The sequence below is a fragment of the Chryseobacterium indoltheticum genome, assembly GCF_003815915.1.
GTDB lineage: Bacteria > Bacteroidota > Bacteroidia > Flavobacteriales > Weeksellaceae > Chryseobacterium > Chryseobacterium indoltheticum.
The window spans coordinates 3,881,816-3,897,841 of sequence record NZ_CP033929.1 but is presented as its reverse complement, the minus strand read 5'-3'; the positions used below and the strand labels follow the sequence as shown (position 1 = coordinate 3,897,841).

The 16,026-nt window shown below is 35.2% G+C and carries 12 protein-coding genes and 1 tRNA gene; 9 read left to right on the top strand and 4 right to left on the bottom strand.

From position 1 onward, the window contains the following. Nucleotides 1-117: 117 nt before the first annotated feature. The 3 genes from EG358_RS17945 (at nt 118) to htpG (ending at nt 4,816) form a co-directional block, all read left to right on the top strand. The gene (locus EG358_RS17945; protein WP_076562954.1) at nt 118-1,314 is read left to right on the top strand and encodes an oxygenase MpaB family protein; all 1,197 of its coding nucleotides are present in this window, start codon (nt 118-120) and stop codon (nt 1,312-1,314) included. 327 nt (nt 1,315-1,641) lie between these two features. Beyond that, the gene (gene recA, locus EG358_RS17940) at nt 1,642-2,649 is read left to right on the top strand and encodes a recombinase RecA (RefSeq protein WP_047444724.1); all 1,008 of its coding nucleotides are present in this window, start codon (nt 1,642-1,644) and stop codon (nt 2,647-2,649) included. A gap of 274 nt (nt 2,650-2,923) precedes the next feature. Continuing rightward, nucleotides 2,924-4,816 carry a molecular chaperone HtpG gene (gene htpG, locus EG358_RS17935; RefSeq protein ID WP_076562956.1) on the top strand — a complete coding sequence of 631 codons (1,893 nt, stop codon included), beginning with the start codon at nt 2,924-2,926 and terminating at the stop codon, nt 4,814-4,816. Between the two features lie 109 nt (nt 4,817-4,925). On the opposite strand, the gene EG358_RS17930 is transcribed toward htpG, so the two are convergent. Further along, nucleotides 4,926-5,222, bottom strand: a complete 297-nt coding sequence (locus tag EG358_RS17930; RefSeq protein WP_076562958.1) for an MGMT family protein — start codon at nt 5,220-5,222, stop codon at nt 4,926-4,928. Nucleotides 5,223-5,441: 219 nt separating this feature from the next. Here EG358_RS17930 and EG358_RS17925 point away from each other — a divergent pair, with 219 nt between their 5' ends. Together EG358_RS17925 and EG358_RS19745 are read left to right on the top strand one after the other, a co-directional pair. Continuing rightward, nucleotides 5,442-6,233, top strand: a complete 792-nt coding sequence (locus tag EG358_RS17925; protein WP_076562960.1) for a glucose 1-dehydrogenase — start codon at nt 5,442-5,444, stop codon at nt 6,231-6,233. Nucleotides 6,234-7,822: 1,589 nt separating this feature from the next. Further along, the gene (locus EG358_RS19745) at nt 7,823-7,969 is read left to right on the top strand and encodes a hypothetical protein (RefSeq protein WP_164462487.1); all 147 of its coding nucleotides are present in this window, start codon (nt 7,823-7,825) and stop codon (nt 7,967-7,969) included. 277 nt (nt 7,970-8,246) lie between these two features. Here the strand turns inward: EG358_RS19745 and EG358_RS17920 are convergent, their stop codons facing one another. The 3 genes from EG358_RS17920 to EG358_RS17910 all read right to left on the bottom strand — a co-directional run bounded on the left by EG358_RS17920 (nt 8,247) and on the right by EG358_RS17910 (nt 10,971). Then, entirely contained in the window at nt 8,247-9,218 is a 972-nt protein-coding gene (locus tag EG358_RS17920) for a deoxyhypusine synthase family protein (RefSeq protein WP_047444737.1), read from the bottom strand. A 235-nt stretch (nt 9,219-9,453) separates the two neighbouring features. After that, nucleotides 9,454-9,846: an alternative ribosome rescue aminoacyl-tRNA hydrolase ArfB gene (gene arfB / locus EG358_RS17915; protein ID WP_076562962.1), complete on the bottom strand. Its 393-nt coding sequence runs from the start codon at nt 9,844-9,846 to the stop codon at nt 9,454-9,456. Between the two features lie 96 nt (nt 9,847-9,942). Next, nucleotides 9,943-10,971, bottom strand: a complete 1,029-nt coding sequence (locus tag EG358_RS17910) for an AMP-binding protein (RefSeq protein WP_076562964.1) — start codon at nt 10,969-10,971, stop codon at nt 9,943-9,945. 99 nt (nt 10,972-11,070) lie between these two features. Here EG358_RS17910 and EG358_RS17905 point away from each other — a divergent pair. The 4 genes from EG358_RS17905 to EG358_RS17890 all read left to right on the top strand — a co-directional run bounded on the left by EG358_RS17905 (nt 11,071) and on the right by EG358_RS17890 (nt 16,011). After that, nucleotides 11,071-11,141, top strand: a tRNA-Gln gene (locus tag EG358_RS17905). Nucleotides 11,142-11,454: 313 nt separating this feature from the next. Next, on the top strand, nt 11,455-12,768 hold the full coding sequence (locus EG358_RS17900; RefSeq protein WP_076562966.1) for a DUF389 domain-containing protein: 1,314 nt from the start codon (nt 11,455-11,457) through the stop codon (nt 12,766-12,768). Between the two features lie 447 nt (nt 12,769-13,215). Further along, a complete protein-coding gene (locus EG358_RS17895) occupies nt 13,216-15,414 on the top strand; it encodes a hypothetical protein (protein WP_076562968.1) in 2,199 nt (732 codons plus the stop codon). Between the two features lie 36 nt (nt 15,415-15,450). Then, entirely contained in the window at nt 15,451-16,011 is a 561-nt protein-coding gene (locus tag EG358_RS17890; RefSeq protein WP_076562970.1) for a hypothetical protein, read from the top strand. Nucleotides 16,012-16,026 lie beyond the last annotated feature (15 nt).

The window sequence follows — 16,026 nt, the reverse complement described above, 5'->3', positions numbered from 1 at the left end:
TTCTTCTTTTCTTAATACTTTTTTTAATTCTTTTAAGGTAAAAAAAATTATGTATTAAATGAGAACTGACAAATCTCACAAACTGTTTTCGGCGCAAAACTTGTACCTTTATCAGTAATGGAAGACTATAGTTTACAGCCAAGATTTAAAGATTCTCGTCATTTCAAAGATTTTTGGACGAAAGGAAACGGAAAGAAATTGATCGATTTTTCTGGGGCAGAAGTGAATTTTAAAGACTTTGAAAAATTTGCGCCATTCTATTATCATGTAGATGAAGTAGGAGATGAGGTTGTAAAAGATGTTTATTTTACCCAAAAGTATAGTGAAGCATCACGAGAGATCGAACAATATATCAGAAATGGAATTTCACAGAATGATGAAGCTCCCGAAAGTGTAAAAAAGCTTTTTACCCAGACTCAAAAACTTCCCGAATGGCTTGATTATGACTTAATAAAATCCGGAGCGGAACTTTGTATGCGAAGTAATCTCGATTCTTTGATTTCGCTCAGAGATTACTGCCTAATTGGCGGTTACGATTATGCTTATCTCAACAAACCGTTGGTTGCCACCGAAGCTCTAAAAAAAGGAGCCGTAAAAAGACTTTCGGAAACACTTGATTTTTGGGTGAATGTTACAAGATATGATGCGTTGGAAGTTCATAAAAAAGGATATGAATTTGCCATTAAGACACGGCTTATCCATTCCTATGCAAGGCTTTCGATTAAAAAACATTACAAAAATTGGGATACCAAAAATTGGGGAGAACCCATCAATTCTTGGGATATGATGGCAACTTACATTGGTTTTAGTCTCGTTTTCCTGCACAGTCTTCATAAATTTGGCAATACCATTTCTGAAGATGAAGAGAAAGGGCTTTTTCACCTCTGGAAATATGTAGGATATTTACTGGGAATTCCCGAAAACCTTCTTCCAGACGACAAAAAACAGGCTACAGAGTATTTTTATTTATGGACTTCCATTCAGCCGTCTTCCGATAAAGATTCAGTTTTGCTGGCACATTCCTTACTGAACGAGTCTTTAGAAAATCCTATTTTGAAATATAGTTTTCAAAGAAAAAATCTACGGTATTTACACATTTGCTGTACGTGGTTTTTACTGGGCGATGAAGTTTGTAAAAGACTGCAGATTCCCGATGTTCCCTTCAAAAAAGGGTTTCCTGTTACAAAAAAGATCATCAATAAAATATATGATGCTACGGTAAGCCGTGAAGCCAGAATAAAAAAAGGAAATAAAGACCAGATGAAAGTGTTGGAGGATTATCTAAGGATTACACAGAACTCAAATTTCCATTAAAGAATTACTCATTACCCATTACTTATTACCCATATTTTGTGAATAACTTTTATCAATAGCCTCGATTGCAGCGACATCCTTTTTCTGAATAGGATTGGTAAAAAGCAAGGGCGAAAAAGATACAGCGGAAAGCGAGATTAAGCTCCCGAAAAATTATCTCTTTTAAAAATAACAAATCAATATTTCCAAAAATTTCTGCGTTGATTTTTCTTTTTAAAAGAGATAAAGTTTATCATTTTTTAACGCTAAAATCAAATTTCAAAGACAAAAAATATTAGCTTTTAAAATTTAAATTATGTAATTTTGATAAAATTATTTTAATACGATATGAGCAACATAGATGATAAGAAAAAAGCACTTGCATTGGTGCTTGATAAGCTAGATAAAACATACGGAAAGGGAACTGTAATGACTTTGGGAGATAGTGCAATTGATACGACTATCGAAGTAATTCCATCTGGATCATTAGGATTAGACATCGCTTTGGGCGTTGGCGGATATCCAAGAGGTAGAATCATTGAGATCTACGGACCTGAATCTTCAGGTAAAACAACTTTGACTTTACATGCAATTGCAGAAGCTCAAAAAGCAGGCGGAATTGCAGCTTTTATTGATGCTGAGCACGCTTTCGACAGAGGGTATGCAGGTAAATTAGGAATCGACTTAGAAAATCTAATTATTTCTCAGCCCGACAACGGTGAACAAGCTTTGGAAATTGCTGATAACTTGATTCGTTCAGGTGCAATCGACATCGTGGTAATTGACTCTGTAGCAGCATTGACGCCAAAAGCAGAAATTGAAGGTGAAATGGGAGATTCTAAAATGGGTCTTCATGCAAGATTGATGTCTCAGGCTTTGAGAAAATTGACAGCAACTATTTCAAGAACAAAATGTACCGTGATTTTCATCAACCAGTTGAGAGAAAAAATTGGTGTAATGTTCGGAAACCCAGAAACTACGACAGGTGGTAATGCATTGAAATTCTATGCTTCGGTAAGAGTAGACATCAGAAAAGCAAGTGCACCAATCAAGAATGGTGATGAAGCGGTTGGTAGCCGTGTGAAAGTGAAGATTGTAAAAAACAAAGTAGCTCCACCTTTCAAAATGGCAGAATTTGATATTATGTACGGGGAAGGAGTATCTAAAACCGGTGAGATCTTAGATACTGCCGTTGATATGGGAATTGTGAAGAAAAGCGGTTCTTGGTTCAGCTACGGTGAAACTAAGCTTGGTCAGGGTCGTGACGGTGTAAGAGATTTGTTGAAAGATAATCCTGAGTTGGCTGAAGAGCTTGAAAACAAAGTGAAAGAAGAGATCATCAATAACAAAAAATAATTTGTTTCGATTGAAATACTGAAGACAGCTGAAAGGCTGTCTTTTTTTATTGATACACACTGATTATAGAATATGCGCAGCTTTGAGATCAATACTGCGCAGTGAGCAGGTAATGACTGCGCATCGAAGAGGTCGTCGCTGCGCAGCCAATAAAAGCTTACTTCTTATTGTAGACATTCAAACATTCCGGAACTGTAAAAATGCCAATCTGTCACTTTCTTTTCAATGGTATTTTATTTGAGAATACATAATCATAATTTAAAAATCAATAACAATGACAAAAGGAAATATCAATGTTTCGGTGGAAAATATTTTTCCGTTGATTAAAAAGTTTTTATACAGCGATCACGAAATATTTTTAAGAGAATTAATTTCAAATGCCACAGACGCTACTTTAAAATTAAAACACTTAACCAACATTGGTGAAGCAAAAGTAGACTATGGAAACCCGAAAATTGAGGTAAAAATCGATAAGGAAAACAAAAAACTTTACATCATCGACCAAGGTTTGGGAATGACGGCTGAAGAGGTTGAAAAATACATCAATCAGGTTGCATTTTCCGGAGCTGAAGAATTCTTAGAGAAATATAAAGATTCGGCTAAAGATTCAGGAATTATCGGGCACTTTGGTTTAGGTTTTTACTCTGCTTTTATGGTAGCTGAAAAAGTAGAAATTATTTCTAAATCATTTAAAGATGAGCCAGCTGTTCACTGGATTTGCGACGGAAGTCCTGAATTTACTTTAGAAGAAACGACTGCTAAAACAGACAGAGGAACTGAAATTATCCTTCATATCGCAGAAGATTCTACAGAATTTTTGGAAGATGCAAAAATTCGTGAATTGTTGACGAAGTACAACAAATTTATGCCGGTTCCAATTAAATTCGGAACAAGAACTGAAACGCTTCCTTTGCCTGAAGGTGCTGCAGAAGATGCGGTTGCAGAAACTGTTGAGGTTGATAATATTGTTAATAATCCAACTCCGGCTTGGACGAAATCTCCGAGCGAATTAAAAGATGAAGATTACAAAGCGTTCTACCACGAATTGTATCCAATGCAGTTTGAGGAGCCGCTATTTAATATTCATTTGAATGTTGATTATCCGTTCAACTTGACAGGGGTTTTATATTTCCCGAAACTGGCAAATAATTTAAATATTGAAAAAGATAAAATTCAGTTGTACCAAAATCAGGTTTTCGTAACGGATGAGGTGAAAGGAATTGTTCCTGACTTTTTGATGTTGTTGAGAGGGGTGATCGATTCTCCGGATATTCCGTTGAACGTTTCTCGTTCTTATTTACAAGCTGATGGTGCGGTGAAGAAAATTTCTTCTTACATCACGAAAAAAGTGGCTGATAAAATGGTTTCGTTGATTAACGAAAACCGTGAAGATTACGACAAAAAATGGAACGATATCAAAATCGTTATCGAATACGGAATGATTTCTGAAGAGAAATTCTTCGAAAAGTCTGACAAATTTGCGCTTTATCCAACAACTGACGGAAAATATTTCCTTTGGAATGAATTAGAAGAAAAAATTAAAGCTAATCAAACTGATAAAGATGGTAATTTGGTGATTCTCTACGCTACGAATGCTGATGAACAGCACTCTTACATTCAGTCTGCGAAAGATAAAGGATATGAAGTTATATTGTTGGATTCGCCAATCGTTCCGCACTTAATTCAAAAATTGGAAACTTCAAAAGAGAAGATTTCGTTTGCAAGAGTAGATGCAGACCACATCAATAACTTGATTAAAAAAGACGAACCTGCAATTTCTAAATTAAATGAAACTGAAAAAGAATCATTAAAGAAAAATGTTGAAGAATCTATTAATGATAAAAAATTCACTGTTCAGCTGGAGGATTTAGATAGTAATGATGCTCCGTTTACGATAACTCAGCCCGAATTTATGCGTAGAATGAAAGATATGCAGGCAACCGGAGGTGGCGGAATGTTCGGAATGGGAGGTTTCCCTGAAATGTATAATCTGATAGTGAATTCTAATAGTGAATTTGCCAATCAGATTTTGAAGACTGAAGATGCAGAAAGCAAAGAAGGCTTAATTAAACATGCTTTAGACTTGGCTAAACTTTCTCAAAACCTATTGAAAGGAAAAGAGTTGACAGACTTTATTCAGAGAAGCTATAAGCAATTGGAGAAGTAATGCAATTCATCAAAGTTTAAGATTTTGATACATTTTTTTAGTAAACATTCGTGAAATTCAGCGGAGCCTTTGACTCCGCTGAATTTTTTATCTTTAAAAAACAATAAGATTATAATTCATCTAAAGGATTCCAAAATAGTTTTCTGAAATTTTTTATTCTGAAATTTTCTACCTCAATTCCTTCTGCTTCCAGTTTCACCTGAAATTCCGGAACGGATAAAGTTCCCGAACTTGAAATCACACGATGAGCAGGAACATCTTTAGGACAGCCACCCATTGCCTTCCCAACATGACGGGAGTGATTGGGAAAACCGACCGCCTTTGCTATTGCTCCGTAACTCGTCACTCTTCCTTTTGGAACTAATTTGGTAATTTCCCACACTTGCTGCTTGAAAACTTCGTTCATATTTAGATTTTAACAGACATTCAAATGTAAGAAATTATAGTTTTGTACAGATGAGCATATGAATTAAATTGTTATTTGAGAGGTGAACGTTTTTTTAACTATAATATTATTCCGTTATAAGATATTGCTAATCAAAGTTTAACAAAATATTATCATAGATCAATAAACGCAAAGGTATTATTGTTGTAAATTGAAGCAATGAATTAAATATCAAATATCATGACAAATTTAAAAGGAAAAGTAATAATTGTAACAGGCGCAGGAATGGGCTTAGGCTTAGCTGCGGCTGATGTTTTAGCTTCAAAAGGCGCAGATGTTTCTTTGGTAGATTATAATGATGAAGCTTTGCATAAAGCAAAAACAGAATTAGAAAAAAAGCACCCTGAAAGTAAATTTCTTACGGTTACTGCAGATGTTTCTGTAGAAGAGAATGTGAAAAATTACGTTGATGCAACTGTAAAAGAATTCGGGAAAATCGATGGACTTTACAACAACGCGGGAATTGAAGGAAAACAGGCTCCATTGGTAGAATATGATATTGAAGTTTTCAAAAAAGTAATTGATATCAATCTTTTAGGAGTGTATTACGGAATGAAATATGTAATTCCTGAATTACAGAAAAATGGTGGCGGAAGAATCGTAAATGTAGCTTCTGTTGGCGGAATCAGAGGTGTTCTTAATCAAACTGCTTATGTTGCCACAAAACATGCTGTTGCGGGAATGACTAAAAATGCAGCCTTAGAATATGGAAAAGATAATATTTTAACCAACGCTATTGCACCGGGTGCGATTTTAACGCCAATGGTTGCTGAAGCTTTTAATCAGGTAAATCCTGCAGATCCTAAAGCTGCTGAAAAAGAGTATGCATCAAGAAACCCGACCAGAAGATTGGGTGATCCTAAAGATGTAGGAAGCCTGGTTGCTTATCTTTTGAGTGATGAAAATGGTTATGTTTCAGGACAGGTAATCGCTATCGATGGCGGAGAATCTAATATGTACGGAAACTCGTAATTGACTAATTTCATTAAAATTATTTCCCCAACCCTAAAGGGAGTGATTTTGATGAAATTTTCAGCGATTTTCTCCCTTTAGGGTTGGGGAAAAGAATGCCTTGAAAATTTTTTCTTGAAACCTTTGCATTTAATGATTTAAAAACTATTATCGGAATCTTTTATCCTGACATTAGGTTAATAATAAATGTCTACAGTAATGTGGATATTTATTATTTTAAAGACTTAAATTAAAATTTCATCAAAATTCTTTCCCCGACCCTAAAGGGAGTAATTTTGATGAAATTTTCAGTGCATTTCCTCCCTTTAGGGCCGGGGAAAAAGATGTCTTGAAAATTTTTTCTTGAAACCTTTGTGTTTAGTGATTTAAAAACTATTATTGGAATATTTTATCCCGACATTAGGTTAATAATAAATGTCTGCAAAAATGTGGACATTTATTATTTTAAAGGCTTAAATTAAAATTTCATCAAAATTCTTTCCCCAACCCTAAAGGGAGTAATTTTGATGAAATTTTCAGTGCATTTTCTCCCTTTAGGGCCGGGGAAAAGAAAGATGCCTTGAAAATTTATTTTTGAAACCTTTGTGTTTAATGATGTAAAAACTATTATCGCAATCTTTTATCCCGGGCTTAGGTTAATAATAAATGTCTGCAAAAATGTGGACATTTATAATTTAAAGACCTAAATTAAAGGGCTGAGTTAATTTCGTCAAAATTCTTTCCCCGAACCTAAAGGGAGTAATTTTGATGAAATGTTCAGCGCATTTCCTCCCTTTAGGGCCGGGGAAAAAGATGTCTTGAAAATTTTTTCTTGAAACCTTTGTGTTTAGTGATTTAAAAACTATTATTGGAATATTTTATCCCGACATTAGGTTAATAATAAATGTCTGCAAAAATGTGGACATTTATTATTTTAAAGGCTTAAATTAAAATTTCATCAAAATTCTTTCCCCAACCCTAAAGGGAGTAATTTTGATGAAATTTTCAGTGCATTTTCTCCCTTTAGGGCCGGGGAAAAGAAAGATGCCTTGAAAATTTATTTTTGAAACCTTTGTGTTTAATGATGTAAAAACTATTATCGCAATCTTTTATCCCGGGCTTAGGTTAATAATAAATGTCTGCAAAAATGTGGACATTTATTATTTTAAAGGCTTAAATTAAAATTTCATCAAAATTCTTTCCCCAACCCTAAAGGGAGTAATTTTGATGAAATTTTCAGTGCATTTTCTCCCTTTAGGGCCGGGGAAAAGAAAGATGCCTTGAAAATTTATTTTTGAAACCTTTGTGTTTAATGATGTAAAAACTATTATCGCAATCTTTTATCCCGGGCTTAGGTTAATAATAAATGTCTGCAAAAATGTGGACATTTATAATTTAAAGACCTAAATTAAACTGCTGATTACAGGGTTATTAACTAATTTCATCAAAATTCTTTCCCCGACCCTAAAGGGAGTAATTTGATGAAATTTTCAGTGCATTTCCTCCCTTTAGGGCCGGGGAAAAGAAAGATGTCTTGAAAATTTTATTTATGAACCCACTAATAACTGTTGCATAATTTTTGAATGATCATTGTATCTAAATCTAAAGTTATGAAAAAGTCCATTTTCAGATTTTTAAATAAAATCAATAAAGCTGTTTTACCTAAGCTGAGCGATAAAGATCCAACGAAACTTACCAAGTTGCAGAAAGGGATTTTGGCATATCGCTATTTCGTGTTGACCAATTCTTTAGATTGACAAATCTGCGTGAGGGATATGAAAGGCGCGAGCGCAGTGAGCAGTGCAAAGCACCGAAACGGAGTGAAGCCTGTAGAAGCCCGACCCGAGCTTAGGGTTTGCGTTGGCGAGGGACACGTCCAAATTCAAAGTATGAATTATAGACAGCATTTTCATTGAAAGACAAGAATACAACAACACATTTTCGTGCATTCGTGGCATAAAAAAGCGTCCCAAAATTTGGAACGCTTTTTATACTATAATTTTAAAGTTTCAGACTTTCGCCTGTTAGCTTTTATTAGTTTTCTAAAATGTAAGAGAACATCAATGGTGCACAGATCGTAGCATCACTTTCAACGATAAATTTCGGTGTGGTGATATCCAGTTTCCCCCAAGTGATCTTCTCGTTTGGAACAGCTCCTGAATAAGAACCGTAAGAAGTAGTAGAATCTGAAATCTGACAGAAATATGACCAAAACGGAATATCATGCATCTCCATATCCTGATACAGCATCGGCACTACACAAATTGGGAAATCTCCTGCGATACCTCCACCAATTTGGAAGAAACCAACCCCTTTTCCTGCTGAGTTTTTAGTGTACCAATCTGCCAGATACGTCATATATTCGATACCCGATTTCATTGTTGTAGCCGTCAATTCACCTTTAATGCAGTAAGAAGCGAAAATATTACCCATGGTAGAATCTTCCCATCCCGGAACGACAATCGGAAGGTTTTTCTCAGCTGCTGCAATCATCCAAGAATTTTCTCTTGGGATCTCGTAATACTGCTCCAAAACTCCTGAAAGAATCATTTTGTACATAAATTCATGCGGAAAATATCTTTCACCTTTAGCTTCAGCATCTTTCCAGATTTCTACAATATGCTTTTGTAATCTTCTGAAAGCCTCTTCTTCAGGAATACAAGTATCTGTCACTCTGTTTAAGCCTCTTTCCAACAAATCCCACTCGTCCTGAGCCGTCAAATCTCTGTAATGAGGAACTCTTTCGTAATGAGAATGCGCTACAAGATTCATCAAATCTTCTTCAAGGTTTGCCCCTGTACAAGAAATAAAATCAACTTTATCCTGACGGATCATTTCAGCCAAAATTTTTCCTAATTCAGCGGTAGACATTGCTCCGGCCAAAGTAATCATCATTTTCCCGCCTTCTTTCAGGTGGGCAACATATCCTTTTGATGCGTCTACCAAAGCTGCTGCATTGAAGTGCAGATAATATTTTTCTATGAACTCAGTAATCGGTTTGCTCATTATTTTTAAATTTTCACAAAGATAATGAAAGATGTTGGAAGCGGGAAGTTGGAAGTGAAAAGTTCACAGAGTTTTTAAAATATTATTTGGGCGTATCCCTCGCCAAAGCTTTTCCCACGGCTCGGGTCGGGCTATTCGTTACAATCTTTTTGTTGCCTCTTCTTTTCCCAGCCCAAACAAAAAGGATTTCCTCTGCTATCCCTTACGCAAAGAGGATTTTTTTATCAAAATTCGTCTAAAATTTAAAACGTCGGTTTTCCTTTTTACTGGAATGTTGTTTTTTCTGTTCAATCCTTTTCTCCACCGAAGATCTTGTAGGTTTTGTTTTTGTCCTGAATTTTGGAATAATTAAAGCCTTATCCACCAATTCTAAGATTTTCTCTGTGGCAATTTTCTTATTTTGAAGTTGCGTTCGGCTTTCGGAAACCGTTAAAAATAAAAATCCTTCCAGATTTATTCTGTTTTTCAGTTTCTCCGAGATCAGATCTTTCTGCCTATCATTGAAAAATTCAGAATCTGAAACTTTCCAGGTAACCGTAACAGCAGTTTCTACTTTATTCACGTTTTGTCCGCCTGCACCGCTGCTTCGTGAAGTTTTGTAAGTCAGTTCTTTGGAAAAATCTTTCATAATAATATTTTTACGACTCAAATTGCCTCTTTTGGAGGGTGGATTTCGAATAAGTTCGAAAGACGGGTGGTTAAAACGGATACAATATAATAATTACTAAATATCAAAAATACTTTTTAATTCCAGACGATTTACTTTTCCGTTCGGTGTTCTGGGGATTTCTTCCACAAAAATAATCTCTTTCGGCTTATGAAAAGATTTTTCAAATTTGAGATTTGAGATTTGAGATTTGAGATTTTCGCTTTCGAATCCTTCAACAATTAAAATCAATTTCTGTCCCAAACTCTCATCTTTTACTCCTAAAAATACGACTTCATTTGCAATTTCTTTCTTTACTAAAGCTTCAAGCTGTTCTGGGAATATTTTTGCACCTCCGGAATTAATCACGTTATCAATTCTACCTAAAAACCTAAACTGATTTGTGTTTTTTATTTCCACCAAATCATTCGTCTGCAATATTTCCGAATTAAGTTGTGGCGCATAGATTTTCAGACAATTTCTTTCGTCCGTCGAAATTTCAATATCATCAAAAACATTGAAATATTGATCCTGAATAGGGTAGGTTTTCTTTAAAGCAATATGAGAAAGGGTTTCAGACATTCCATACGTCTCATAAATATGAGTAGGAGAGTGTGAGTGTTGAAGAGCTTGTAGTATTTTACTTTTTAAACTTTCCGAAACGGCAGCTCCCCCAATAATCAGATTTTTTATGAAATGAATTTTATGTAGCGAATTTTCAATCTGTAAAGGAGTCATTGCACAGAAGTCAATACTTTCATTTAAATTTTCCAATGGTTTTAAAGAAGGGTCTGAAATAATGAGTTTCAGCTTTCGGGTAATTGCTCGCACAACCATCATTTTCCCTGAAATATATTCTATAGGCAAACAAACCAAAGCAGTGTCTCCTTTTTTTAAGTCTAAAAAATTGCACGTCATTTTTGCCGAATTAAGCATTTTTTCTTTTTCAATCTCAATAATCTTTGGGGTGCCTGTAGAACCTGAAGTCTGTACTTTTACAGTTTTAGATTCGGAGAACCATTCTTTGAGAAAAAAAATTACTTTTTTCTCGAAATCGGTTTCGGGATGTAAATTATTAATTTCGAGATTATTGAAGTCGAGCAGCATATTCAGAGCGTTATATTGTATCTGTAAATTTAAAGAAAAATTAAAAAATGATTTGCAAATAAAGAAAAAAGCTTTAAATTTGCATCACCAAAATAAAACAGACCCATGGTGTAACGGTAGCACTCTGGTTTTTGGTACCATCAGTTGGGGTTCGAATCCCTGTGGGTCTACTTTGACAGGAGAAATGATAATCATTTCTCCTGTTTTTTTATATCTATCTAATTATTAATCTTCCACATCCTGAGATTTAGCATCATCTTTTTAGAGAAAAAAGCGGATTAACGAAATTTTATTTAAAATGTAATGTTTCTGAGATAGAGCTAATATTTATAAGGTATTCTGTCTTCAGGGCATCTCTTTCTTTATTACAATCAATTAGTGTAAACTTTTTGATATCAAAAAAAAATTGAATTTAAAATCAAACAGAGATTTTATCGATAGGTATTATTGAAAACCTTATTTTTATGACCTAAAAAAGCAAAAATGTTTGATAGCTTATTCAACTTTATTAATCTTCATAACGGTGAAGATAAAAAAGAAAAGGTTCTTGAAAATGTAATTTCTAATATTTCATTTAGAGGTGCCAACCTGTGGATTCTGGCTTGTGCTATTATAATTGCATCAATAGGACTAAATGTGAATTCTACAGCAGTAATCATCGGAGCGATGCTTATTTCCCCTTTGATGGGGCCTATCGTGGGAGCTGGTTTTGCACTTGGGACTTACAATTTTCCTTTATTGAAGAAATCGATTAAGAATCTTCTTATTGCTACTGTAGTAAGTCTTACGGTTTCTACGTTTTATTTTTATGTCAGCCCGTTCAAAGATGTTCAGTCAGAATTACTATCACGAACTGCTCCCAATATTTATGATGTAATGATCGCTTTTTTTGGAGGTTTGGTAGGAATTATCGCCATAACAAGGGTTGAGAAAGGGAATCCGATTCCCGGTGTAGCTATTGCAACAGCTTTGATGCCGCCATTGTGTACAGCTGGTTTTGGGTTGGCTACTTCTAATTTTTCCTATTTTTTTGGAGCATTCTATCTATATATTATCAACTGCTTCTTTATCTGTATTGCCACTTTTTTTGTAGTTAAATATCTCAAATATCCTTCTGTTATTATCGATAGTAAATATGAAAAAAGGATCCGTTACGGAATCTCAACGCTGATCGTAGTAATGATTGTTCCGAGTTTTTATCTGGCATATAATCTTTATAATGAGAAAAAATTTACAAAATCTGTTGAAGAATTCATCAATTCTGAATTTAATTCTAAAGGATACATATTGATATATAAGAAGATTAGTTATAATACTTTTCCCAAAAAAATTGATCTTGCTTTTCTAAATCAGAAATTATCGAAGAGGGAAATTGTGAGTTACAACAAATTGCTTGAGGAAAAAGGTTTATCAGATACCGAACTCACAATTAGACAAAATGACAGCGATCTAAAATCTGAAATTTTGAGGGAACTCGATAAACAGGAATCTTCTGTTTCTGAAAAAGATGTGATCATCAGCAAACTCAATAACGAACTTGGGAAATACAGAGTAGAAGATCCTAAGCTCATTAAAGAAATGAAAATTCTTTTCCCGGAGGTGGAGAATATTTCTTTGGGTAAAGTGGAGCAATATCCGGATACTGACAGTACAACAATTCAACTGGTTTTATTGTTTAAAGACAATGAAAATAAGCCTGTAGAAACAGCTAAACTTCAAAATTGGCTTTCAACGAGACTTAATAGTAAAAATATTCAGGTTTTGAAACTTAAAGAAGACTCAAAAAAAGACAATTAGAAAAGTAAAATGCAAAGAAGTTTAATTTGTAAAGTTTACAGCATCTCTTTTATTAAAATCACTTAATTATCTCACTTTTACTGATTTTTCTAAAATAAATTTTATTTGTTAAAATCATTATAAACAGGCTGTTTGCTTGGTTATAATTTAATGAATTTTCAATTTTACTATTCGTTACATGGTGTTATTTGATAAAAATATTGTAATTTTGCTGCAAATACAAATATGGAACTCTTGATTAAACCACAATACTGGACTGTTTTCGGTCTGTAATTGTACCCTATAATTCACTATTCTTTTTGATTTATGAAATGCAGACATAAAGTCAGCAGTTTTCGACGGTGAATTAGATCTTTTAAAATTTATATTAAACACAAATAATTAATGAATATTTTATTACAATAATTTTTATAAAATAAAAATTAATAACACAAAAACACACATTCGATGAAAAAAAATTATGCCTTATGTAGCTTTATGCTATATAGTAAATTTCTGGCTGTATTCCTTATTCTGTTTTTTGGCAATCTCTCAGCCCAGACAGCTCCTACAGATGATTACGACGGTGATGGCGTTGTCAATCAAACTGATTTAGATGATGATAACGATGGTATTCCAGATATACTCGAGCAGGGTACTGGTGTTTTCAATACCGTAGTAAATCCTACTTTTAATTCTAATACAAATAATTGGTCATTGGTGGCAGGCTGGTCAAATTATGCTAATGCCTTAACGGGGCGTTATGATGGTGTATCTCCTGCGGTAAGTGCTTCTCAATCAAATGTAGTCTTTAAAAATTCATGTACATCAAACCCGATATATGTGCTAAAAGTGAAAACAGAAAATTATGTTGCTAACGTAGGAGCCATTGCTACAAAATCTATGGAGATGGGTGCTTACTTAGGAGGTGTGAGGCTGTTTGGTATAAGCAATCCTGCCAACTCAAATAATCCTACAATTACTAGAGATCCGGCAGCTAACAGTATTATTACCGAGTTTAGGGTGAATGGAAGTCTTTTGGGGCCTTCTTCGCCAAGGTCTATTGGTTTATCTGCTTATTATGATTTGCAAATAGTCTTTAATGCAGCAGCTCTTTCTGAAACTGGGAAGATAGAATTCAAATATAGTTCTACAGGTGACGATATTTTTATAGATGATGTTTATTATTATATTAATACGTGTTTAGATACTGATGATGATGGTCTTGCTGATAAGTTTGATCTTGATAGTGACGGAGATGGCTGTCCTGATGCAATTGAGGGCGGTGCTGATTTTGCTACACCTCATCTTGTGAATTCTTCCATTCCTGGAGGAAATAGCGGAACTTCTTATAATGGAACCAGCGCTGCGCCGATTACCCAGAATCTAGGAAATACAGTGGGTGCAACTTCCGGTACGATGGGAATACCTACTATTGCAGGAACAGGACAATCAGTAGATATAAGCACTAATATAAATTCTAATAAATGTACAGATTTTGATGGCGACGGTATCAGCAACTCTATTGATATTGATGACGATAACGATGGTATTTTAGACACTGTCGAACAAAGTTGTATAGATACAGGGCTGCCTTTATATGAAGATTATCGTCCCGGTACCTGGGGTGGTGTAAAGGATGCTAACAGCGGTGTCAATTATTTAGCATCAGCCGGAACGTATGTACAAGGATATCAGGATAACGGTACAGAATCATTTACTTTTACGCTTTCCGATCTTAATCCGGGAGTTGTAAACACGTTAAAGTATCATTATTATTCATTAAATATACAGAATCCTGATGCTAATAGTGTGACATTGGCTGTGAATGGGGTTACATTACAAAGTTTCTCAACTGTAGCTAATCAAACAAACCCTGCATCTTTGTCAGTTGATCATGGTTACAAAACTTTATCTTTTACCCCTGTTGGCAATACGGCAACTGTAAAAATAACGTGGAGCACGCCGGTTAATGGCTTGGCAGGAAGTGATGCTCAATTTAGAGAGTTCCAGGTGAATGGACAAACAAAAATAGAATGTACCAATATAGATACAGATAATGATGGTATTACCAACGAATTAGATCTGGACAGTGATGGTGATGGTTGTCCGGATGCTGTAGAAGCAGGGTCCGCAAGTCATGCGGGAGCAAATCATACGAGCACAGGAACATTGATAAATACAAGTGGCATACAGACAGGCGTTTCGAATGCAATTGTGGGAAACAATACTCCTGCAAATTATGGAGCCAACGGCTTTTATAATGCTGGAGAAAATAATGATACGCCAACTGCTGCTTATACCGGAGTTTATACGTATGCCAGCGCAATTAATGCAGCAATAGCTTCGTGTACATTGTTCTGCTACAAACCGGCAATTACTTCCGGTACTGCATTAGAAACTCAAAGCGGAATGACTTCTTTGGCAAGAGCAGGAATTGAGAAGGCCAATTGGCCAATGGCAAGAAAAGGAGGCTGGGTTGCTCTTGAGGCTAAAACCAAAGGTTTTGTACCCAACAGATTAACTGCTCAGCAAATCACGGATATTCCTGCATCTGATCTAAAGGATGGTATGATGGTTTATAATACTGATCTACACTGTATTTACATTAATACCGACGGAACTACGACAGGATGGAAATGCTTTAATACAAGAGCATGTCCTTAATAGTACTTATCTGTAAATCGTAAAAAAACACACATTATGAATAAAATAACATTAGTAAAAAGAATGCTTTACGCAATGGCTTTTCTCTCTTGTGGAACGCTAGTATATGCTCAGGTTGCCATAGGAAAAGGATCGGTACAGAATAGTTCTATCTCATTAGAATTCGGAAATGAAAACCGTGGAATGGTACTTCCATGGGTGACCAGTGCGGGTGCTGTTGCAGGTGCTGTTGAAGGAACGGTAGTCTATGACCTTTCTGATCACAAAGTGAAAGTAAAAATTGCATCAGGATGGAAAGATCTTTCGGTAGACCTTACGGGTACGACTATAGATCCCCACAATGCTACTGTAGATCTTGCAACGATACAGAATGATGTAACCACAGAAAATACCGATGCGGCAGTAAGAATCGGTACGCCGACAGCCACGCCGGGGATATTGGTTCTGGAAGATGCCAATAAGGCGATGGTTCTTCCTCGGGTTGCGAGTCCGCATCTTAATATTATTAATCCGGCACCGGGAATGATGGTTTATGATACTGTCGCCAAACAGCTAGCTGTCTTCAATGGTACAGTGTGGAGCTTCTGGAAGCCTTAGGATATACTCTAAAAA